This is a genomic window from Halorubrum kocurii JCM 14978 (genome assembly GCF_000337355.1).
GTDB lineage: Archaea > Halobacteriota > Halobacteria > Halobacteriales > Haloferacaceae > Halorubrum > Halorubrum kocurii.
Map to the genome: position 1 here is coordinate 1 of NZ_AOJH01000021.1, position 18,129 is coordinate 18,129.

Sequence of the window (18,129 nt, forward strand, 5' to 3'; positions counted from 1 at the left end):
GGAGACCAGCGAGAGGAACTCGGAGACGCTCATCGACCCCGACAGCGCCGGTTCGATGACCGCTCCGGTCCCGCCGATCACCGGCGTCCCGGCCGCGCCGAACGGCGGGTTCGGGGCGTTGAAAAAGAGCCCGAACACCGCGGCGGCCAGCGGCGGGAACCCGAGGCCGATGAACAGCGGCGCGGCCAGCGCGCCCGGCGTCCCGAACCCCGCAGCGCCCTCGATGATGGTCATGAAGCCGAGACCGATGAGGAGGACCTGAATGCGCCTGTCCTCCTCGATCTGCCCGAAGTACCACCTGATGGTGGCGATGGCGCCGCTCCCTTCCAAGTAGTTCATCAGAAGGATGGCGCCGAAGACGATGAGAATGATGTCGACGGCCTGTAGCACGCCGTAGACCGCCGACGCCAGTAGCCAGTCGGGTTCCATGCTCCAGTACGTCAGTCCGATACCCGCGGCGAGCAGCCAGCCGACCCCCATCGCGCGGGCCGCCGACCACCGGAGTCCGGCGAGCAGGACGAACGCGACGCCGATCGGAATGACGCCGACGAGCGCCAGTGAGATCACGTTTGTCATGGTTGGAGTTCTTGACCGTATGTCGTCGTCTACCAACGAAGTATATGTAATTTTCTTTTTAGATGATACCACCCGCCGAACACCGGCCTACTGGTGGCGATTCCAGTAATGAATATACATTATATATATATGGGTTGATATTTAATGGGGGAAACACCCAATAGGCTGTTTCATTAACGTCCGTTTATGTCAGCCGAACCAATCACGACCTTCGAGTCGTCCCTCGACGAGATCGGCGTCGACCTCGTTCGGACGACGGCCGACCGGTTCGAGTCGGCGCTCGCCGCGCTTCTCGACCCCCCGGCGATCGGCGTTCCGCTCCCGTTCGCGGACGTCTCGCTGCCGGACGAGGTGGAGACGGACCCGACGGTGGCGGACCTCGAAGCCGCCGAAACCGGGGTCACCGCCGCCGGATACGGGATCGCCGACTACGGTTCTGTGGTCATTCAGGGCGGGGCCGACGGCGAGGAACCGGTGAGCCTCTACGCCGATCACCACGTCGCCGTCGTCGCCGCCAGCGACGTCCTCCCGGACATGGACGCGGCGTTCGACCGCCTCGCCGAGGACATCCGCGGCGGCACCGGACAGGCCATCGTCGCGACCGGACCGAGCGCCACCGCGGACATGGGCGCGCTCGTGAAGGGGGCGCACGGGCCGATGGACGTCACCGTCGTTCTCCTGGAGGACGCGTAGATGAGCGCCGACAACCGCCGGCGGAAGGCCGAACACATCCGCCACCTCCTCGACACCGAGGGCGACAGCGTCCACGAGAACACGCGGGTGTTCAACGAGGGGCGCTACGAGTCCACCGCGGCCCTCGACGACTACGAGGCCCTCAAAGACGAGGCCCGCGGCATCAAGGAGGACGCCATCGAGCGGCTCCCCGCGCTCATCGACGAGGTCACCGAGGCGATCGAGGAGAACGGCGGCACCGTCTACCTCGCCGACGACGCGGCCGACGCGAACCGGTACATCTCGGAGGTCGTCGACGGCCGGAACGCGGTGAAATCGAAGTCGATGACCAGCGAGGAGATCGAGGTGAACGAGGCCCTGGAAGCCAGCGGCGCGAACGTCTGGGAGACCGACCTCGCCGAGTTCGTCCTGCAGGTCGCCGACGAGGCGCCCTCGCACATCGTCGCCCCGGCCATCCACAAGTCCCGCGAGGAGATCGCGGCCCTGTTCAACGAGGTGTTCGAGCCGGACGAGGAGCTCGAAACCGCCGAGGAGCTGACGCGGTTCGCGCGCGAGTACCTCGGCGAGAAGATCCTCGACGCCGAGGTCGGCATGACGGGCGCGAACTTCGTCACGGCCGACACGGGGACGCTCGCGCTCGTCACGAGCGAGGGCAACGCCCGCAAATGCGTGCAGGCCACCGACACCCACATCGCGGTCGCGGGCGTCGAGAAGGTTGTCCCGAGCGTCGAGGACCTCCAGCCGTTCGTGGAGCTCATCGGCCGGTCGGGGACCGGACAGGACATCACCTCCTACGTCTCGCTTTTCACGCCGCCCGGCGACTCGCCGACGTTCGGCGGGGGCGACGAGGTCGGTCCCGGCGACGACCGGGAACTCGGGCCCGGAGACGACCGTGACTTCCACCTCGTGCTCATCGACAACGGCCGCATGGAGATGCGCGAGGACGACCAGCTCCGGGAGACGCTGTACTGCATCCGGTGTTCGGCGTGCGCGAACTCCTGTGCGAACTTCCAGCACGTCGGCGGGCACGCCTTCGGCGGCGAGACGTACTCCGGCGGCATCGCCACCGGCTGGGAGGCCGGCGTCCACGGACAGGACAGCGCCGCCGAGTTCAACGACCTCTGTACGGGGTGTAGCCGGTGTGTGAACCAGTGTCCCGTGAAGATCGACATCCCGTGGATCAACACTGTCGTCCGCGACCGCATCAACCGCGGGAAGGACGGCGACCTCGACTTCCTCGTCGAGGGGCTCACGCCGGACGAGGAGCCCGGCGGCGTCGACCCGCAGAAACGGCTGTTCGGGAACTTCGACACGCTGGCGAAGCTCGGGTCGGCGTTCGCGCCTCTCTCGAACTGGGTCGCGCAGGCCGGTCCGGCCCGCTCCGTGATGGAGCGGACCCTCGGCGTCGACAGCCGCCGCGAGCTCCCCGCCTTCGAGCGCGAATCGCTCGTCGACTGGTTCGAGGAGCGCGGGCCGCGCGTGGGCCCCGACGAGGCGCGCCGGCGGGTCGCGCTCTACCCGGACACGTACACGAACTACGTGCGCACCGAGCGCGGGAAGGCCGCCGTCCGCGTCCTCGAAGCGCTCGACGTTCGCGTCGACATTCCGGCCGCCGGCGAGAGCGGGCGCGCCCCGCTCTCGCAGGGGATGGTGGCGACCGCGCAGTCGAACGCCGAGGCCGTCTACGACGCGCTCGCGCCCGCCGTCGCCGCGGGCCGCGACGTCGTCGTCATCGAGCCGTCTGACCTCGCGATGTTCAACCGGGAGTACGAGCGGCTCCTCGAGGAGGACAGCTACGAGGCGCTGGACGGGAACAGCTACGAGATCATGGAGTACGTCTACGGCCTGTTGGAGAACGGCGCAAGCATCGACGCGCTCCCCGACGGCGACGGCGAGGAGGTCGCCTACCACAGCCACTGCCAGCAGCGCACGCTCGGGCTGGAACCCCACACGGTGGCGGTCCTCGAGGACGCCGGGTTCGACGTGACGACCTCGGACGTGGAGTGTTGCGGAATGGCCGGCAGCTTCGGCTACAAGTCCGAGTACTACGAGCTGAGCATGGACGTCGGCGAGTCGCTCGGCGACCAGTTCACGACGGACGACACCGCGGACCGAACCGTCGTCGCCAGCGGCACGTCGTGTCTCGAACAGCTCGACGCGCTGCTCACGCGCCGGCCCGCGCACCCGGTGCGGTTGCTCGACGAGCGGTAGTCGACGCCACCTCGCTCAGCCGTCGAACCCGTCCTCCCACCGGAAGGTCCCGTCGCGCTGGACGACCTCGCCGTCGATCTCCAGCCGCGAGTCGGCGCTCACGTCGCTGATCATGTCGACGTGGACCGCGCTGTCGTTACCGGACTCGCCGTCGGGCAGGCAGGCGTCGTAGGCGCGCCCCACGGCGAGGTGGACCGTGTCGCCCATCTTCTCGTCGAAGAGGATCGAGTCCGTGAACCGGTCGATCCCGCGGTTCATCCCGATCCCGAGCTCGCCGAGCCGCCGGGCTCCGGGGTCGGTGTCGAGCACGCTCGCGAGCGCGTCCTCGCCGGCGCCCGCCGAGAAGTCGACGACCTCGCCGTCCTCGAAGACGAGGTGCACGCCCCGGACGCGCGTCGCGTCGATCGTCATCGGCACGTCGAAGAACGCCTCGCCCTCGGTGTCGTAGGGGGCGGTGAACACCTCGCCGCTCGGGAGGTTGTGGGAGTCGTACGCCACGGAGGCGGCGGAGTTGACCGCGGTCCGGCCCGCGATCGACATCTCGATGTCGGTGTCGGGGGCGTCGTCGCGCTCGGTGACGATCCGGACCGTCTCCCCGTCGTCGAGGGCGTCTTTCATCGACGCCATCTCGTCGGCGAGCGCCTCCCAGTCGCGGAGGACGGCGTCGTACACGAACTCCCGGTACTCCTCGTAGGCCATCTCGGCCTGCTGGGCGAGCGAGCGCGTGGGGTGGACCGTCGACACCCAGTCGGTGTCCATCCGCGCCTCGCGCACGCCTTTCCTCGCCTTCGCGTACGCCTGTCGCGTCTCGCTCGACACGTCTGCGGTCGCGGTGGTGTTTCGCCCGCCGCCGATCCGGAGGTAGGCGTCGGCGGCCGCGAACAGCGCGCGCTCGACGGCCGGGTCGTCGTCGAAGTCGGGCACGCCGTCGGCGTCGCTCTCGTTGCCGTCGTCCTCGTCGCTCCCGTTGCCGTCGTCCTCGTCGCCTCCGTCGCCATCGCGACCGTCGTCCGCTCCCGCCTCGGCGCCTTTTAAATACGCTCGCGAGAGCTCCGCCGACCCGTACAGCGTCGTCACGTTCGCGCCCCGCTCGCCGAGCGCCCCGGCGACCGCGACGCCCAGCTCGTGGGCGTCCTCGGCGACGCTCACGACCACGTCGTCGCCGGCCTCGACCCGCGCGCTCCAGTCGACGAGCACCTCGGCGTGCTCGCGTACGCGTTCGTCCATGCCGGGGAGTTTCGGCCGGCGGGTAAAAATCCCCCCTCGTCGGGGGCGCGCCGTCTCGCGGGTCGGCGGTCGACCCGTCGCCGTCGTCAGCGAAACCTGCCCCGGTGCCGGTCGCTTATGTACGCGCACCCGAACAGATAGGGTATGAACGAGGAGTCACCCGCGGACAGACGCTCCCCCGTCGGCGAGCCCGTCGTCCGGTCCGACCCGGCGGTGACGGGCGAGCGCGCTGCCGAGGCGATCGGGTTCGACCCCGACGATCCCGACAGCGTCGCCGAGGCGGCCGAGACGGTCGCCCGCTTCGCGGCCGGCGACGTCGGCGACGACGACCACGTGCTGATGCTCCGGGGGGCGGCCGCCTGCGCCGCGCTCGTCCGCGGCGTCGGCTCGTACAAGGCGGCCGCCGAACGCGCCGGCGACGGCGTCTCGGTGGCGTTCATCCGCAAGTGGGCCCGCGTCCACGACCTCCCGCAGGCGATCCGCAGGCAGGTCGCGAGCGGACGGATCGCCCCGAGCGCGGCGAAACACATCGCGCGCCTCGGCGGCACCGACCGCTACCTGCTGGCGTGGGCGACCATCGACGGCGACCTCACGGTCCGGGAGGTGCGCTCGATCGCCTCCGCCGTCAACGACGGGAGCGACGTCGAGACCGCGGTCCGCGAGGCGGGCGTCGAACTCGGCCACGTCGGGGTCCGCCTCCCGCTCGACGCCTACGTCGAGCTCAGGCGCCGCGCCTCGAACCGGAACGTCGACCCGGGCGCCCTCGTTGCCGAGGCGCTCGACGACTACTTCGCCGAGACCGACGGGGCGTAGCTCTCTGCGAACCGGCCGACCGCCGCCGCGATTGCCTCCCGCCCGCGCTCGACCTCCGCCCACGCGATCGTCTCGTCCGGGTAGTGCGCCTCCGTGATACTCCCGGGACCCAAAAGCACCGTCGGGATCCCCGCCGCGACGTAATGCCGAGAGTCGGCGCCGTAGGTCGCGCCCGTCGGCTCCGCGTCCGGGAGCCCGGCGTCGACGAGCCCCGCGCGCGCCGCCGCGACGATCGGCTCGTCGACGGCGACCTCCGCGGGCTCGAACTGCACCGAGAACCGCTCGAACGTCGGCGGGTGCTCGCGGAGCCACGGGTCGTCCGCGACGACGTCGTCCAGCCGCGCGCGGAACGCCGCCTCCACCTCGTCGACGGTCTCGCCGGGCGCCACGCCGATCCGGAACTCGGCGGTCAGCGTCGACGGGACCGTCGACGCCCACGAGCCCGCCTCGACCGTCCCGCAGACGACCGGCCACGGCACCGGGAACTCGCCGTACAGGGGGTGGTCGACCGCCTCGCCGCGCTCCGTCTCCAGCTCCGCGAACGCCTCCCGGACCGCCTCGAACCGCGGGAGCACGTCCTCGCCGCGCCAGCGCGTGGCGGCGTGGGCGCTTCTCCCGGTCAGCTCCAGCCGCGCCATCAGCGACCCCTCGCAGGCGACCACGGGGCGCAGCTCCGTCGGCTCCGCGACGATCGCGGCGTCGCGCTCGAACGGGTAGGGGTTCGCGAGCGCCGCGGTCGCGGCGCCGTACCCGCCGTCCTCCTCGCCGGCGACCGCCTCGACGACGACCCGGAGCCCCGCGTCCGGGAGGTCGATCGCGCCGGCGGCGACAGCCTCTCGTACGTCGAGCGCCGCGCCGACGCACGCCGCGACCCCCGATTTCATGTCCGCGGCGCCGCGAGCGGTCAGGGTCTCGGCGGCGTCGTCGCGGGGCGTTTCGGTGTCGTCGCCTCTCTCACCGCCCGCCTCCCCCCACACCGGCTCGAACGGGTCGCTCGACCACTCGGCGGGCTCGGCGGGGACCACGTCGATGTGGCCGTTTAAGGCGACCGCGGGGGCGTCGTCGCCCGGATCTCCGTCTGGGCCGCCGAGCGCGAGCACGCCGGCGACGCTCTTCCGGCCCGCCACGTCCGACTCGTCGAGGTCGTCCGGGAAGGAGGGATGACCGGCGAGGAGGGCCGGGTCGGCGTCCCACGCGTGCGTCTCGAACCCCAGCGCGTCGAGCTCAGCCTCGACGAAGTCGGCGGCGGCCGCCTCCTCGCCGGCCGTCGAGGCAAACCGGCAGAGCTCGGCGGCGAACGCGCGCATGTCGAAGTCCATGCGGTCGGCGACGGCGTCCCCTCGGGAAACCGTTTCGGGTCGGCGGCCGAGTCCCTCGCTGCACGCGGTTTCTAAACGTTTATCCGTGGTCTCTCCGTACGGATTCGTGTCTGGGCCGGTAGCTCAGTTAGGGAGAGCGTCCGGCTTTTAACCGGACGGTCGGGGGTTCGAATCCCTCCCGGCCCGTTTTCCTGCGACCAACGGGAGCAGTGAAAACGCCAGAGGGATTCGAAGAGACCAGTCGCGCGCAGCGAACGAAGTGAGCGAGCACGTCTGGGCGTGGTTCGAATCCCGTCGCACCCGACGGGTGCGACTGGCTCCACGCTCGCTTCGCTCGCGTGGATCCCTCCCGGCCCACCACCCCCGCGACCAACACCACAAGCGACAGCGCTGCGGCTCAAGAGCGTCGAAAATCCGGGGAGGAACGCGTGCCGCGTCGCCGTCGACCGGCGAGGCGCGTGCCAGGCTCAGTACCCGAGCTGCTCGCGCACGAGAACGACCGTCGTCCGGCCCTCCTCGGTCTCGCGGCGGTAGATGAGCTGCTTGGCGATCGCCGACTCGACGCCGTACGCCTCCTGCGCGCGCTCGTTCTCCAGCGGGTACGCGACCGACTCCAGCCGGTCGAGCGCGTCCGAGAGCGTCGGGACGATCTTGTTGGTGCCGGTGACGATGACCACGTTGCCGGCGGCGAACGGGTACGCCCCGATCCGGCTGCCCGAGAGGTCGGCGGCGACCAGTTCGCCCGTCCGCGCGACCGCGTTGATGCCGCCGAGGAAGTAGTCGGCCGTCTGCGACTCGCGCCGCGCGGTCTGCCGCTCGGCGTCGTCGTCGATGCTCCAGATCTGGTCCGGGAGGCTCTCCCACTCGTGGTCGCCCTCGCCGAGGAGGTCGTCGAACCCGATCTCCTCGAGGGTCGTCGAGTGGCCGTTCATCACGGACGCCCTCGCGGGGATCTGCGACTGTACCGCGTCGAGCGCCTCGTCGGCGTCGTCGACGACGACCACGTCGAAGCCGCGCTCCTCGAGGTTCGCGACCGTTTCCTCGACGGTTGCGTCGTCGGCGGGCCGGTCCAGCGTCTCGTCGATCTCGGCGTCGTCTACGTAGTCAGCTTTCTGCTGTGGCATTATGTATCAAACCGGACGAGCGCGCCGCGTGTCGCGCGCTCGCGGCGGCCCGTCTCGTGGATCGATCGGAGGCGCGGCCGACACTTAACGACTCGCGAACACCCGTGTCGGGTGGTTACACCGGTGTTATCGTCGTGTCGGTGGAGCGACCGCTCACCGGTCGAGCGACGAGCCCGCGGCTCCGCGGTCGTCGTGTCGGTCGTCGATAAAAATCGCGTGTCGTCGAGGCCCGAAAGAGGCGCGCGACGGTCGGTCGGCGGGGTGGTCCAGCGAAGCGGTTGCGGTCGGTTGGGGTGTGGTGTGTCCTACTGACCGGTGCTTACATCGCACCGCCCATGCCGCCCATGCCGCCCATGCCGCCGCCCATGCCGCCGGGCGCGCCACCGGGGCCGCCCTCGTCGCCGCCGTCGTCGGTGCCGCCGCCCTTGAGGTCGCCGGCCGCGATGACGTCGTCGATGCGGAGGATCATGACGGCCGCCTCGGTGGCGGACTCGATGGCCTGGGTCTTGACGCGGAGCGGCTCCACGACGCCCTCGGCCTCCATGTCGATCACGTCGCCCGTGTAGGCGTCGAGACCGGCGCCGAACTCGCCGCCGTCGTGGCGGGAGCGGAGGTCGACCAGCGAGTCGATGGGGTCGAGACCCGCGTTCTCGGCGAGGGTGCGCGGGACGACTTCCAGCGCGTCGGCGAACGCCTCGACGGCGAGCTGCTCGCGGCCGCCGACGGAGTCGGCGAAGTCGCGGAGCTGCAGCGCGAGCTCGGCCTCGGGGGCGCCGCCGCCGGGCAGCACCTGCCCGTCGAGCAGCGTCGTGCGGACGACGCCGAGCGAGTCCTCGATGGCGCGCTCGACCTCGTCGACGACGTGTTCGGTGCCGCCGCGGAGGATGAGGGTGACGGACTTGGCCTCTTCGACGTCCTCGACGAAGATGCGCTCGTCGCCGCCGATGTCCTTCTGGGCGACGGAGCCGGCGAAGCCGAGGTCGTCCGTCTCGATGTCGTCGAGGTTGGAGACGACGCGGCCGCCGGTCGCGCGGGCGAGGCGCTTGAGGTCGTCGGACTTCGCGCGGCGGACGGCGAGGATGCCCTCCTGCGCGAGGTAGTGCTGGGCCATGTCGTCGATGCCGTCACCGACGAAGACGACGTCGGCGCCGATGTCGACGAGGTGGTCGACCATCTCGCGGAGCTGCTCCTCTTCCTGGTCGAGGAACTGCTGGAGCTGGTCGGGGTCCGTGACGTTGACCTCGGCGTCGATCTCCGTCTCCTTCACTTCGATGGCGCCGTCGAACAGCGCGACGTCGGCGTCCTCGACCGCGAAGGGCATGTTCTCGTCGACGCGCTCCTTGTCGACGATGACGCCTTCGACGAGCTCGGACTTGTCGATCGAGCTGCCGACGACCTTCTCGACGGAGACGTTCTCCGTGTCGATGCCGGCGTCGTCCTTGACCGCGAGGACGGAGTCGACGACGAGCTCGGCGAGGAGGTCCTTGGAGTTCTCGGCGCCCTTGCCCGTCATCGCCGTCTCGGCGATCTCGACGAGCGTGTCGTAGTCGTCCTCGGAGACCTCGATGGCCTCCTCCTCAAGGATCTCCTTGGCCTTCTCGGCGGCCTGACGGTACCCCTGCGCGAGCGTGGTCGCGTGGATGTCCTGATCGAGGAGCTCCTCGGCCTGATCGAGGAGCTCACCGGCGACCACGACCGCGGAGGTGGTGCCGTCGCCGACCTCCTCCTCTTGCGTCTCGGAGACCTCGACGATCATGTTGGCCGCCGGGTGGTCGATATCCATCTCCTTCAGGATGGTGACGCCGTCGTTCGTGACGACGACGGACCCGCCGGAGTCGACGAGCATCTTGTCCATCCCTTTCGGGCCGAGCGTGGTGCGGACGGACTCCGCGACCGCCTTGCCGGCCGTGATATTCATGTTCTGAGCGTCCTTTCCGGATGTTCGCTGCGACTCCTCGGAAAGTACGATCATGGGCTGATTGCCCATCCGCTGGCGCTGTGACATTACAGCCATTGATTGATTGTGATTCTATATAAACCCTTTGCTCGGCCCGTGCGAAAACGCAACACGGTAGGGGAGTATTGATCGGTATGAGGTGCGTTCACACGGGCGTTTATATAGAACTCTAGATCAATTGCTAGACGTAGATTATTATAAACAGACCGCGGTGGCGCGTGCCGGTGAGCGCCGCACCGCGGCGCGAACCGCCCGCGCGAGGGAGTCGGCCGGTCGGAGCGAAGCGGAGACCGGCCGACGAGGCTGGGGAGGCGTGAGGTGCTGTGCGGGGCGGGACTCAAAGGGGCAGCCGCGAGGCGGGCGCAGGCGACGTAAGCACCGCAACGAGGGAGCGGAGCGACCGAGTGAGGAGCGCAGCGAGCGTGCGCCCGCCTCGCGGCTGGGGCTTTGGAGGTGTTTGTCGTCGAGCTGTCGCCTCTCGCGTATAGCCGAGCGGCTGGGGCTTTGGAGGTGTTCACCGCACCGTTGGAAGAAATCGCCTATAAACAACTGACGACGACCACGTCGCCACCGAACACCAATTATTGGGGCGCGTTGAAGCTCACGTCGTCGTCGAGCTCGTTCGACATGCGTTCCAAGTACGAGTACACCGCGCCGTGGGGAGCCCCGTCCAACAGCATCCCGACCGCCCGGCGAACCACTTCGAGCTCCTCGGGCTGCCCGACGGCGCCCACGGTCGAGCCGTAGACGACGACGTTCGCGCCCGACAGCTCCTCTAACAGCTCCCGCGTGCGACCGTTCTCGCCGATGATCCGGCCCTTCTTGCGCTGGAGGTCGTTGTCGTTGCGGGTGTGCTCCGACAGGTCGATCAGGTCGAGCGTCCGGAGGTCGTGGTCGAGGATCGACAGCGCCGTCTCCGGCTTGAAGCCGCGGCCGATCGCCTTGATGATGTCCGGGGCCACCAGCGCGGCGACCGGGTCGTCGCGCTCCTCGATGGCGACGCTCCCCGACTCCGAGTCGATGTCGAGCCGCACGTTCGCCCGCTCTTCGATCTCCCGCATCGTCTCGCCGCCGGCGCCGATGACGACGCCGATACGGTCCTGCGGAACCGTCACGTGTTGCATACGAGGAGGTACCCGGCGAAGCCTTTTAAATATGTTCCGCCGGAAACGGGTGTGTGGGCGTGTGACGGTGTTCTTCGGGAGATTGAGGACGAAATCACCGAAGCTACTCGTCGGACCCTCCGCCCGATTCCGGCTCCCCGCCCGACTCCGATTCCGGCTCCCCGCTCGGGTCCGGCTCGGGCTCCGTCACGTACGCGCGGAGGTCGTCGGGGTCGACGTCGATCCCCTGCCGCGTGAAGAACGTCGCCACGTTCTCGCAGTCGCGCTCTAAGAACTCGCCGGCGTTGGGGTGGTGGACCGTCACGGCCTGTCCCATGTCGATGATCACCAGCTCGCCGTCGTGGATGATCATGTTGTACTCCGAGAGGTCGCCGTGGATCAGCCCGGCGCGGTAGAGCCGACGCATGTACTCGCGGACGACCTCGTAGGCGGTCTCCGGGTTCTCCACGTCGACCTCGTTCAGCCGCCGAGCCCGGTCCTCGGCGTGGCCCACGAGCTCCATCACGAGGACGTTCCGCTGGACCGCGATCGGCTCCGGCACCCGAACGCCGGCCTTCCGCGCGCGCTCGAGGTTCGCGAACTCCTTGCGCGTCCACGCCAGCACGACCGCCTTCTTGTCGCTCGCGATCCCCTCGAACCGCGGGTCGCCCTCGAGGTAGTCGCGCATCTGCCGGAAGTTCGAGGAGTTGATCCGGTACACCTTCACCGCGACCTCGCGCTCCGAGTGAACCCCCTCGGGACCGCCGCCGGCCGCGGCCGACCCCGGCTCCGGCCGCTCACCGGCCTGTCCCCCGAGCGCCTCGAAGACGCTCGCCTCCTTCCCGGTCGACACCGGGCCGCCGAAGGCGTCGACGTAGCCGTCCTGTACGAGCTTGTAGATGGCCGCCAGCGTCGCGTCGTCGAACACCGACTCCTGCAGTTTGAACTGCTCGGTGTCTTTGATCCGCTTTCGGAACTCGTCGAACTCCCGGTCCTGGCGGAGGGCGATCCGGTCCGCCTCCGTGTCGGAGACATCCAGCTGTTCCCACTCGTCGCCGGGCTGATCGTCGGGCTCAAGCAGGACGAACTCCTCGCTCATTGGATTCACTGTTCGCCGCCGCGAGGGATAAGCGAGGGGGTCGAGCCCCGTCGAACGGCGCTCCGACCGCGGATCACAGCACGTCGAGCGCGTCCTCGACCGGCATGTGCCCGTCCCGAACCGCCGTCAGGATCTCTCGGCGCTCCTCCGTCTCGGGATCCCCTCCGTCCCCGTCGTCCCCACCGCCGATCTCGCCGAGCGTCACCTTCTGGGTCTCGCCGACGAACTCGGGGAAGTCGGTGCCGTCGGCCAGCGCCGTCTCCTTCTTGACGCGATACGATCCGGCGTCGGTCGTGTACAGGTCGCCGGGGTGGAAGAAGTACCAGTCCTCGCGGTCGAACCGGACCGCGATCCGCGCCTTCGCGCCGAAGTTCCGCGCGAAGAACAGCAGCGCCTCCACCTCCTCGCCGGTGAGGTAGATCGGGTCGCCCGCGCTCGACTTCGCCTCGATCGCGTAGAACGTCTCGCCGTCGCCCGCGAGCACGTCGGGCAGCTCCCGCTCCGTCGCGGCGCCGCTGGCCGGCGCGCGCATCACGGCGAAGCCGGCGTCGTCGAGAGCGTTCACGAGCTCGCGCTCGCGGCGGTCGCCCTTCCGGTTAGCGGACACGGTCGTCGTCCCCCGGTTCGGTCATACGTCTCGTAGACGCGAGGCGGTCAAAAGGGCGGCGGGTCGGCGGTCCCGTCGTCCCCGGAGCCGAGTCGTCTCACATCACCCGCGGAACCGATTCGTCTCGCATCACCCGCGGAGCCGATTTGTCTCGCATCACCCGCGGAGCCGCCACCACAGCGAGCGGATCCGATACGCCAGCGAGTTCCGCTCGTACCCGTTCCACCCGCTCATGCCGCCCGCGAGCGTCGACGCGTCGTACCCCGCCTCGTCGAGAACACCGGTCGCCCGTTTGGCAACGATACCCATCTTGCAGACGGTGACGACCTCCCGATCATTGGGAAGTTCGTCGAGCCGCTGCCGGAGCGCAGACTCGTCCCCGCCCCGGAGATCCTCGTACACGGGCACGTTTCGACTCGCGTCGATCGCGCCGCGCTCGTAGTCCGACTCGGGCCGGATGTCGAGCAGGAACGGCTCGTCGTCGGTCCCGAGGCGCTCGGCCAGTTCGGCGGGGAGAACGCGACCCATCGACGGAGGGTTGGTCTCGCGGCGGAAACCCCTGCCGCTCGCGGGCGCGACGCGTCGCCGGTGTCTCACTCCCGCAGCCGCCCCGCGTGCGCGACGACGGACGCGCCCCAGCGGCTCCGTGCGCCGGCGGAGGGCGTCGTCGGTGATCCGCGGGTCCGCGCCGGTCTCGACGCGCCCGGACGCGCTCTCGATCCCGACCTCGTGCGGCGCTCTCGATCCCGACCTCGTGCGGTCTACTCGCGCCCTCCCGGGCGCTCGCAGGCGCACGCCACCGAAGTCGCTCTTCGAGCGCTCAGAGGCGCGCGCCACCGCAGGTAGTTTATAAATCCCTCTTCTCGGCTCGCCCTCCGCAAGGTTCGCGCGCGGCACCGGGCATTATTGTGCCGGCCGCCGACGGGGTCGACATGGACAAGATTGCCTTCGGCACGGACGGCTGGCGCGCGACGCTCGACATCTTCACCGACGAGCGCGTGCGGATCGTCGGGCAGGCCATCGCCGACCACCTCGACGCGGCGGGCCACGACGAACCGGTCGCGGTCGGCTACGACGCCCGGGAGACCTCGGAGGGGTTCGCCGAGAGCCTCGCCGAGGTGCTCGCCGGCAACGGGTTCGACGTCCTCCTCCCGGAGCGCGACGCCCCGACGCCCGTGATCGCGTACGCCATCGTCGACCGCGGGCTCGCCGGCGCGTGCATGGTCACCGCCTCCCACAACCCGCCCGAGTACAACGGCGTGAAGTTCATTCCGAGCGACGGCGCGCCCGCGCTCCCGGACGTCACGGAGGACGTGGTCGACCGGCTCGCGGAGCCCGACCTCCTCCCCGAGGACGAGCGCGGCGACGTCTCGCGCGTCGACCTCGTGAGCGACCACGCCGAGGCGGCCCGCGACCTCGTGGGCGCCGACCTGGAGGGGCTCACGGTCGCGTACGACGCGATGCACGGCAGCGGGCGCGGCGTCACCGACGCGCTCCTCGAGTCGGCCGGGGCCGAGGTCGTCCGCCTCCGCTGCGACCGCGACGTGACCTTCGGCGGTGACTCGCCCGAGCCCTCGGCCGAGCACCTCGAGGAGCTCGCCGAGCGCGTCACCGACCCCGACAGCGACGTGGACCTCGGGATCGCCAACGACGGCGACGCCGACCGGATCGCGGTCGTCACGCCCGATCGCGGCGTGCTCGACGCGAACCTCTTCTACGCCGCCTGCTACGACCGGCTCCTGGAGGACGACTCCGGTCCCGCCGTCAGAACCGTCTCCACGACGTTCCTCGTCGACCGGATCGCGGAGGCGCACGGCGAGGAGGTGTACGAGACCCCGGTCGGCTTCAAGTGGGTCGCCGAGGCGATGGGCGAGCACGACGCGCTGTTCGGCGGCGAGGAGTCCGGCGGCTTCACCCTCCGCGGTCACGTCCGGGAGAAGGACGGCGTGTTGATGTCGCTTCTGGCCGCGGGCACCCACGCCGCGGAGTCGTTCGACGACCGGGTCGACCGCCTGCTCGACGAGCACGGGGCGATCGCGTCCGGGAAGGTGTCGCTCGACTGCCCCGACGACAGAAAGGCGGGCGTCCTCGACGACCTCGAGGACCACATCCCCGAGTCGGTCTCCGGTCAGGGGGTGGCGAAGGTGGTCACCCTCGACGGCTTCAAGCTCCTCTTGGAGAGCGGCTCGTGGCTGCTCGTTCGCCCCTCGGGCACCGAGCCGAAGCTCCGGGTGTACGCCGAGGCCGACTCGGACGAGGCGGTCGACGACCTCCTCGCCGAGGGCCGCGATATCGTCGAGCCGCTCGTCTGAGCGGCTGCGAGCCAGCCTTGCGGCGTCCGATCGCATCCCGACCCCGACGACTTTCAGTTTCACTTTACATTCGGCTCGAATATTTATAAATTAACTCTGTACCGTCGTGTGCGGCCGGCGAGTCGGCCGCGGTGGTTCCATGTCCGACGAGATCCCCGCACCCCAGACCGCGGACGGACCGAGCGACGATCGCCTCCGCGACGGCGTCGACCCTCCCGAGGAGACGGAGCGAGATCGGTCCGAACGCGATCGCTCGGAGACCGACGACTGCGACGATGACTGCGACGAGGAGTGCGGCCGCGAACCGACGGAATACCGGCTCGAACGCCTCCGGCTGGTGCGAACCGTGGTCACACTTGCGGTCGTTGTCGCCAGACTGATCCGGTCGCTTTGAGCGTTTCCGTGCCGGTCCGATCGGGTGCCTTTTTAGGTGATACCGCCCTAGCCGAACGTATATGTTCAAGGCCATCGTGGGCGCGTCGACGCTACAGGACGCGCTCGATTCGGTGAGCGTGTTGGTCGACGAGTGTAAGATCCGCCTGAACGAGGAGGAGCTCTCCATCCGGGCCGTCGACCCCGCCAACGTCGGCATGGTCGATCTCACCCTCGAGGCGGCCGCGTTCGAGTCCTACGAGGCCGACGGCGGCGTCATCGGCGTCAACCTCGCCCGCTTAGAGGACATCGCCGGCATGGCCAACTCCGGCGACCTGATCCACCTCGAACTCGACGAGGAGACCCGCAAGCTCCACATCGAGATCGACGGGCTCTCGTACACCCTCGCGCTCATCGACCCCGACTCCATCCGCCAGGAACCGGACATCCCCGACCTCGATCTGGCCTCCGAGATCGTCGTCGAGGGCGCCCAGATCGACCGCGGGATCAAGGCCGCCGACATGGTCTCCGACCACATCCGCCTGCGCGTCGACGAGACCGACGAGGCGTTCTTCATCGAGGCGGAGGGCGACACCGACGACGTCGATCTGCGGCTCGCCCGCGAGGACCTCATCGCGCTCACCGCCGGCCCCGCTGACTCGCTGTTCAGCCTCGACTACCTCAAGGACATGAACAAGGCGATCCCCGGCGACGCCGAGGTCACCATCGAGCTCGGCGAGGAGTTCCCCGTCAAGCTCCACTACGGGTTCGCCGAGGGGCTCGGGCACGCAACGTATATGCTAGCGCCTCGCATTCAGAGCGACTGAGGCGGTCGAAAACAATCGATTCGAGCCGTCTCTCTGGCTGCGATTCGTTTCACTCCTCGTCCACGACCGGGATCGACACCGTCACCCGCGTTCCCCGCGGGTCGCGGTCGGCGTAGTCGACTTCGGCGCCGATCGCCGCGGCGCCCCACTCGACGACCCAGAGGCCGAGCCCCGAGCCGTGTTCGAGCGCGGTCTCTCGGCCGGACTCGACCGCCTCGACCTCGTGGTCTGGGATGCCCGGGCCGTCGTCCTCGACGACGAGGACGAACCGGGCGTCGCCGCTCGCGTCGCCCGTGGTGCCGTCGCTCGCCGCACCCCCTTCCCCTTCACCCTCCCGCCGGAGCGACACCCGAACCCACGCCTCCCCGTCCTCGCGCTCGGTCCCCTCGCCGTCGTGATGGTCGAGGGCGTTCGCCACGGTGTTCTCGACGATCGCCCGGAGCGCGTCCCCTCTGACGCGCGTGGTCCAGCCGCCGTCGGCGAGCTCCTCCGCGTTCGACTCGACGGTCGCGTCGGGCTCGCGCTCGCGGGCGTCGGCGACGACGGACGCGACGAGGTCGTCGACTGCGACGGGGACCGGGTCGGCGTCGGAGACGAGCAGCTCGACGGTGCCGGCCTTCTCGCCGAGCGCGGCCAGCGCGCCCGCGCGACGCTCGACGGCGTCGGCCATCCGGACCAGTTCGGGGTCGTCGAGGCGGTCGCGGAGGATCTCGCCGTAGCCGCGCACGACCCCGGCGTCGTTGCGGAGGTTGTGGCGGAGGATCCGGTTGAGCACCTCCAGCTGCTGGCGGCGGCGCTCGCGCTCGGTGACGTCCGAGAGGACGACCGTGTACCCGACGTGGGTCCCGTTCGGGTCGGTCAGCCGCGAGGTCGACACCGCGTAGGTGCGACGGCCGGCTCCGGCCGCGGCGTCGCTCTCGACCGTCTCGCGGGACCCGTCGGCGTCGGACGCGGCCTCGTCCGGGGCGGAGTCGCCCTCGGAATCCTCCCCGACGGCGACCGGCAGCTCGACGAACTCGTTGAGCGGGCGGTCGCGAGCGGCCTCGGCGTCGACGCCCAGCACCGCCTCGGCGGCGGGGTTGAGCCGGACGACGCGCCGGTCAAGCGCGAGTGCGACGATGGGGTCGGTCAGGTCGTCGATCGCGGTGCGCTCTGCTGCACGGCTGGTCGTCGGGTTGCGGGCGAACATCTCCGCGCGGCCGAAGGCGTACGCGTCGAGGAGGACGTGCGGGACGAACATGACCGGCGCGAGCTGGAGCTGCGGGACAGGGCCGAGCGCGAGCGCCCACGCGACCAAGGCGAACCCCGGCGGCAGCGGGCTCAACGCGACCGCGGCGCTCTCCCGGCGGTAGAGCGGACCGTAGCTGAGCAGGGTGTCGACCAGGAGGAAGACGGCGCTGGCGACGAGCACGGTCTCCACGGCGACGACGAGGTACGCCCACGGCCCGAACGCGTACGAGACGGTCTCGACGCCGAACGCGGGGTCGCTCTCGAACCCGGTCCAGAACAGGCCGTGGACGGAGTTCGTGACGAGGAGGCCCGTCGAGAGGAGCCCGAAGGCGACGACCGACGCGAACAGGCGGCCGCGGACCACGTCGCTCCGGCCCGTGTACTCCAGCGCGAAGCCGAGGAAGGCCACGCCGGTCCAGACGATGCCCAGCCACGTCGCCACCTCCGACAGGAGCCGGAGGGCGGGATCGCTGACGAGCAGCCCGACCCCGTAGGAGAGACACCACGTCGCCTGCGCGGCGAACACGCCGAGGAACCAGTCGACCCCGGGGCGCCCCCGGTAGTCGCGGATCGCCCACGCGAGCGCGAGCGCTCCCGCCCCGCCGGCGAGCGAGCCGACGGCGGGCCACGCGGGGACGAGGTCGGAGAGCATCCGTCGG

General features: G+C 69.9%; 16 protein-coding genes and 1 tRNA gene. 7 read left to right on the forward strand and 10 right to left on the reverse strand.

Annotated elements, in window-relative coordinates; translation table 11 throughout:
* Nucleotides 1-576: L-lactate permease (locus C468_RS02305; protein WP_008847264.1), on the reverse strand; the 576-nt coding region annotated here is incomplete at its 3' end.
* A 186-nt stretch (nucleotides 577-762) separates the two neighbouring features.
* Here C468_RS02305 and C468_RS02310 point away from each other — a divergent pair.
* Together C468_RS02310 and C468_RS02315 are read left to right on the forward strand one after the other, a co-directional pair.
* Entirely contained in the window at nucleotides 763-1,269 is a 507-nt protein-coding gene (locus C468_RS02310; protein ID WP_008847265.1) for a LutC/YkgG family protein, read from the forward strand.
* Nucleotides 1,270-3,480 carry an LUD domain-containing protein gene (locus tag C468_RS02315; protein WP_008847266.1) on the forward strand — a complete coding sequence of 737 codons (2,211 nt, stop codon included), beginning with the start codon at nucleotides 1,270-1,272 and terminating at the stop codon, nucleotides 3,478-3,480.
* A 15-nt stretch (nucleotides 3,481-3,495) separates the two neighbouring features.
* On the opposite strand, the gene C468_RS02320 is transcribed toward C468_RS02315, so the two are convergent.
* Nucleotides 3,496-4,707, reverse strand: coding sequence for an aminopeptidase (locus tag C468_RS02320; RefSeq protein WP_008847267.1), 1,212 nt, complete (start codon nucleotides 4,705-4,707; stop codon nucleotides 3,496-3,498).
* Between the two features lie 144 nt (nucleotides 4,708-4,851).
* On the opposite strand from C468_RS02320, the gene C468_RS02325 reads away from it, so the two are divergent.
* Nucleotides 4,852-5,520: a DUF7119 family protein gene (locus tag C468_RS02325; RefSeq protein WP_008847268.1), complete on the forward strand. Its 669-nt coding sequence runs from the start codon at nucleotides 4,852-4,854 to the stop codon at nucleotides 5,518-5,520.
* On the opposite strand, the gene C468_RS02330 is transcribed toward C468_RS02325, so the two are convergent.
* Complete coding sequence (locus C468_RS02330) at nucleotides 5,493-6,839, reverse strand: M20/M25/M40 family metallo-hydrolase (RefSeq protein WP_008847269.1); 1,347 nt, start codon at nucleotides 6,837-6,839, stop codon at nucleotides 5,493-5,495. The two genes, C468_RS02325 and C468_RS02330, sit on opposite strands and share 28 nt — an antisense overlap.
* 112 nt (nucleotides 6,840-6,951) lie before the next feature.
* Between C468_RS02330 and C468_RS02335 the strand changes: the two genes are divergently transcribed.
* Nucleotides 6,952-7,025: transfer RNA gene (locus C468_RS02335), tRNA-Lys, on the forward strand.
* Nucleotides 7,026-7,306: 281 nt separating this feature from the next.
* Here C468_RS02335 and C468_RS02340 read toward each other — a convergent pair.
* From C468_RS02340 to C468_RS02365, 6 genes are all read right to left on the reverse strand, one after another.
* Nucleotides 7,307-7,963 (reverse strand): lactate utilization protein, encoded by a 657-nt coding sequence (locus C468_RS02340; protein ID WP_008847270.1) that lies wholly within the window; start codon nucleotides 7,961-7,963, stop codon nucleotides 7,307-7,309.
* Nucleotides 7,964-8,282: 319 nt separating this feature from the next.
* Entirely contained in the window at nucleotides 8,283-9,935 is a 1,653-nt protein-coding gene (thsA, locus tag C468_RS02345; RefSeq protein ID WP_080510600.1) for a thermosome subunit alpha, read from the reverse strand.
* A gap of 566 nt (nucleotides 9,936-10,501) precedes the next feature.
* Nucleotides 10,502-11,044 (reverse strand): KH domain-containing protein, encoded by a 543-nt coding sequence (locus tag C468_RS02350; protein WP_004047627.1) that lies wholly within the window; start codon nucleotides 11,042-11,044, stop codon nucleotides 10,502-10,504.
* 103 nt (nucleotides 11,045-11,147) lie between these two features.
* Nucleotides 11,148-12,122 carry a serine/threonine-protein kinase Rio1 gene (rio1, locus tag C468_RS02355; RefSeq protein WP_008847272.1) on the reverse strand — a complete coding sequence of 325 codons (975 nt, stop codon included), beginning with the start codon at nucleotides 12,120-12,122 and terminating at the stop codon, nucleotides 11,148-11,150.
* 73 nt (nucleotides 12,123-12,195) lie between these two features.
* Nucleotides 12,196-12,729 (reverse strand): Holliday junction resolvase Hjc, encoded by a 534-nt coding sequence (hjc, locus tag C468_RS02360; RefSeq protein ID WP_008847273.1) that lies wholly within the window; start codon nucleotides 12,727-12,729, stop codon nucleotides 12,196-12,198.
* Nucleotides 12,730-12,885: 156 nt separating this feature from the next.
* Entirely contained in the window at nucleotides 12,886-13,257 is a 372-nt protein-coding gene (locus C468_RS02365) for a rhodanese-like domain-containing protein (RefSeq protein WP_008847274.1), read from the reverse strand.
* 404 nt (nucleotides 13,258-13,661) lie between these two features.
* Between C468_RS02365 and C468_RS02370 the strand changes: the two genes are divergently transcribed.
* The 3 genes from C468_RS02370 to C468_RS02380 all read left to right on the forward strand — a co-directional run bounded on the left by C468_RS02370 (nucleotide 13,662) and on the right by C468_RS02380 (nucleotide 16,240).
* Nucleotides 13,662-15,041, forward strand: coding sequence for a phosphoglucomutase/phosphomannomutase family protein (locus C468_RS02370; RefSeq protein WP_008847275.1), 1,380 nt, complete (start codon nucleotides 13,662-13,664; stop codon nucleotides 15,039-15,041).
* Between the two features lie 139 nt (nucleotides 15,042-15,180).
* The gene (locus C468_RS02375; RefSeq protein WP_008847276.1) at nucleotides 15,181-15,435 is read left to right on the forward strand and encodes a hypothetical protein; all 255 of its coding nucleotides are present in this window, start codon (nucleotides 15,181-15,183) and stop codon (nucleotides 15,433-15,435) included.
* Nucleotides 15,436-15,496: 61 nt separating this feature from the next.
* Complete coding sequence (locus C468_RS02380; RefSeq protein WP_008847277.1) at nucleotides 15,497-16,240, forward strand: DNA polymerase sliding clamp; 744 nt, start codon at nucleotides 15,497-15,499, stop codon at nucleotides 16,238-16,240.
* Between the two features lie 49 nt (nucleotides 16,241-16,289).
* On the opposite strand, the gene C468_RS02385 is transcribed toward C468_RS02380, so the two are convergent.
* The gene (locus tag C468_RS02385) at nucleotides 16,290-18,122 is read right to left on the reverse strand and encodes a sensor histidine kinase (RefSeq protein ID WP_008847278.1); all 1,833 of its coding nucleotides are present in this window, start codon (nucleotides 18,120-18,122) and stop codon (nucleotides 16,290-16,292) included.
* Between the last annotated feature and the right edge of the window lie 7 nt (nucleotides 18,123-18,129).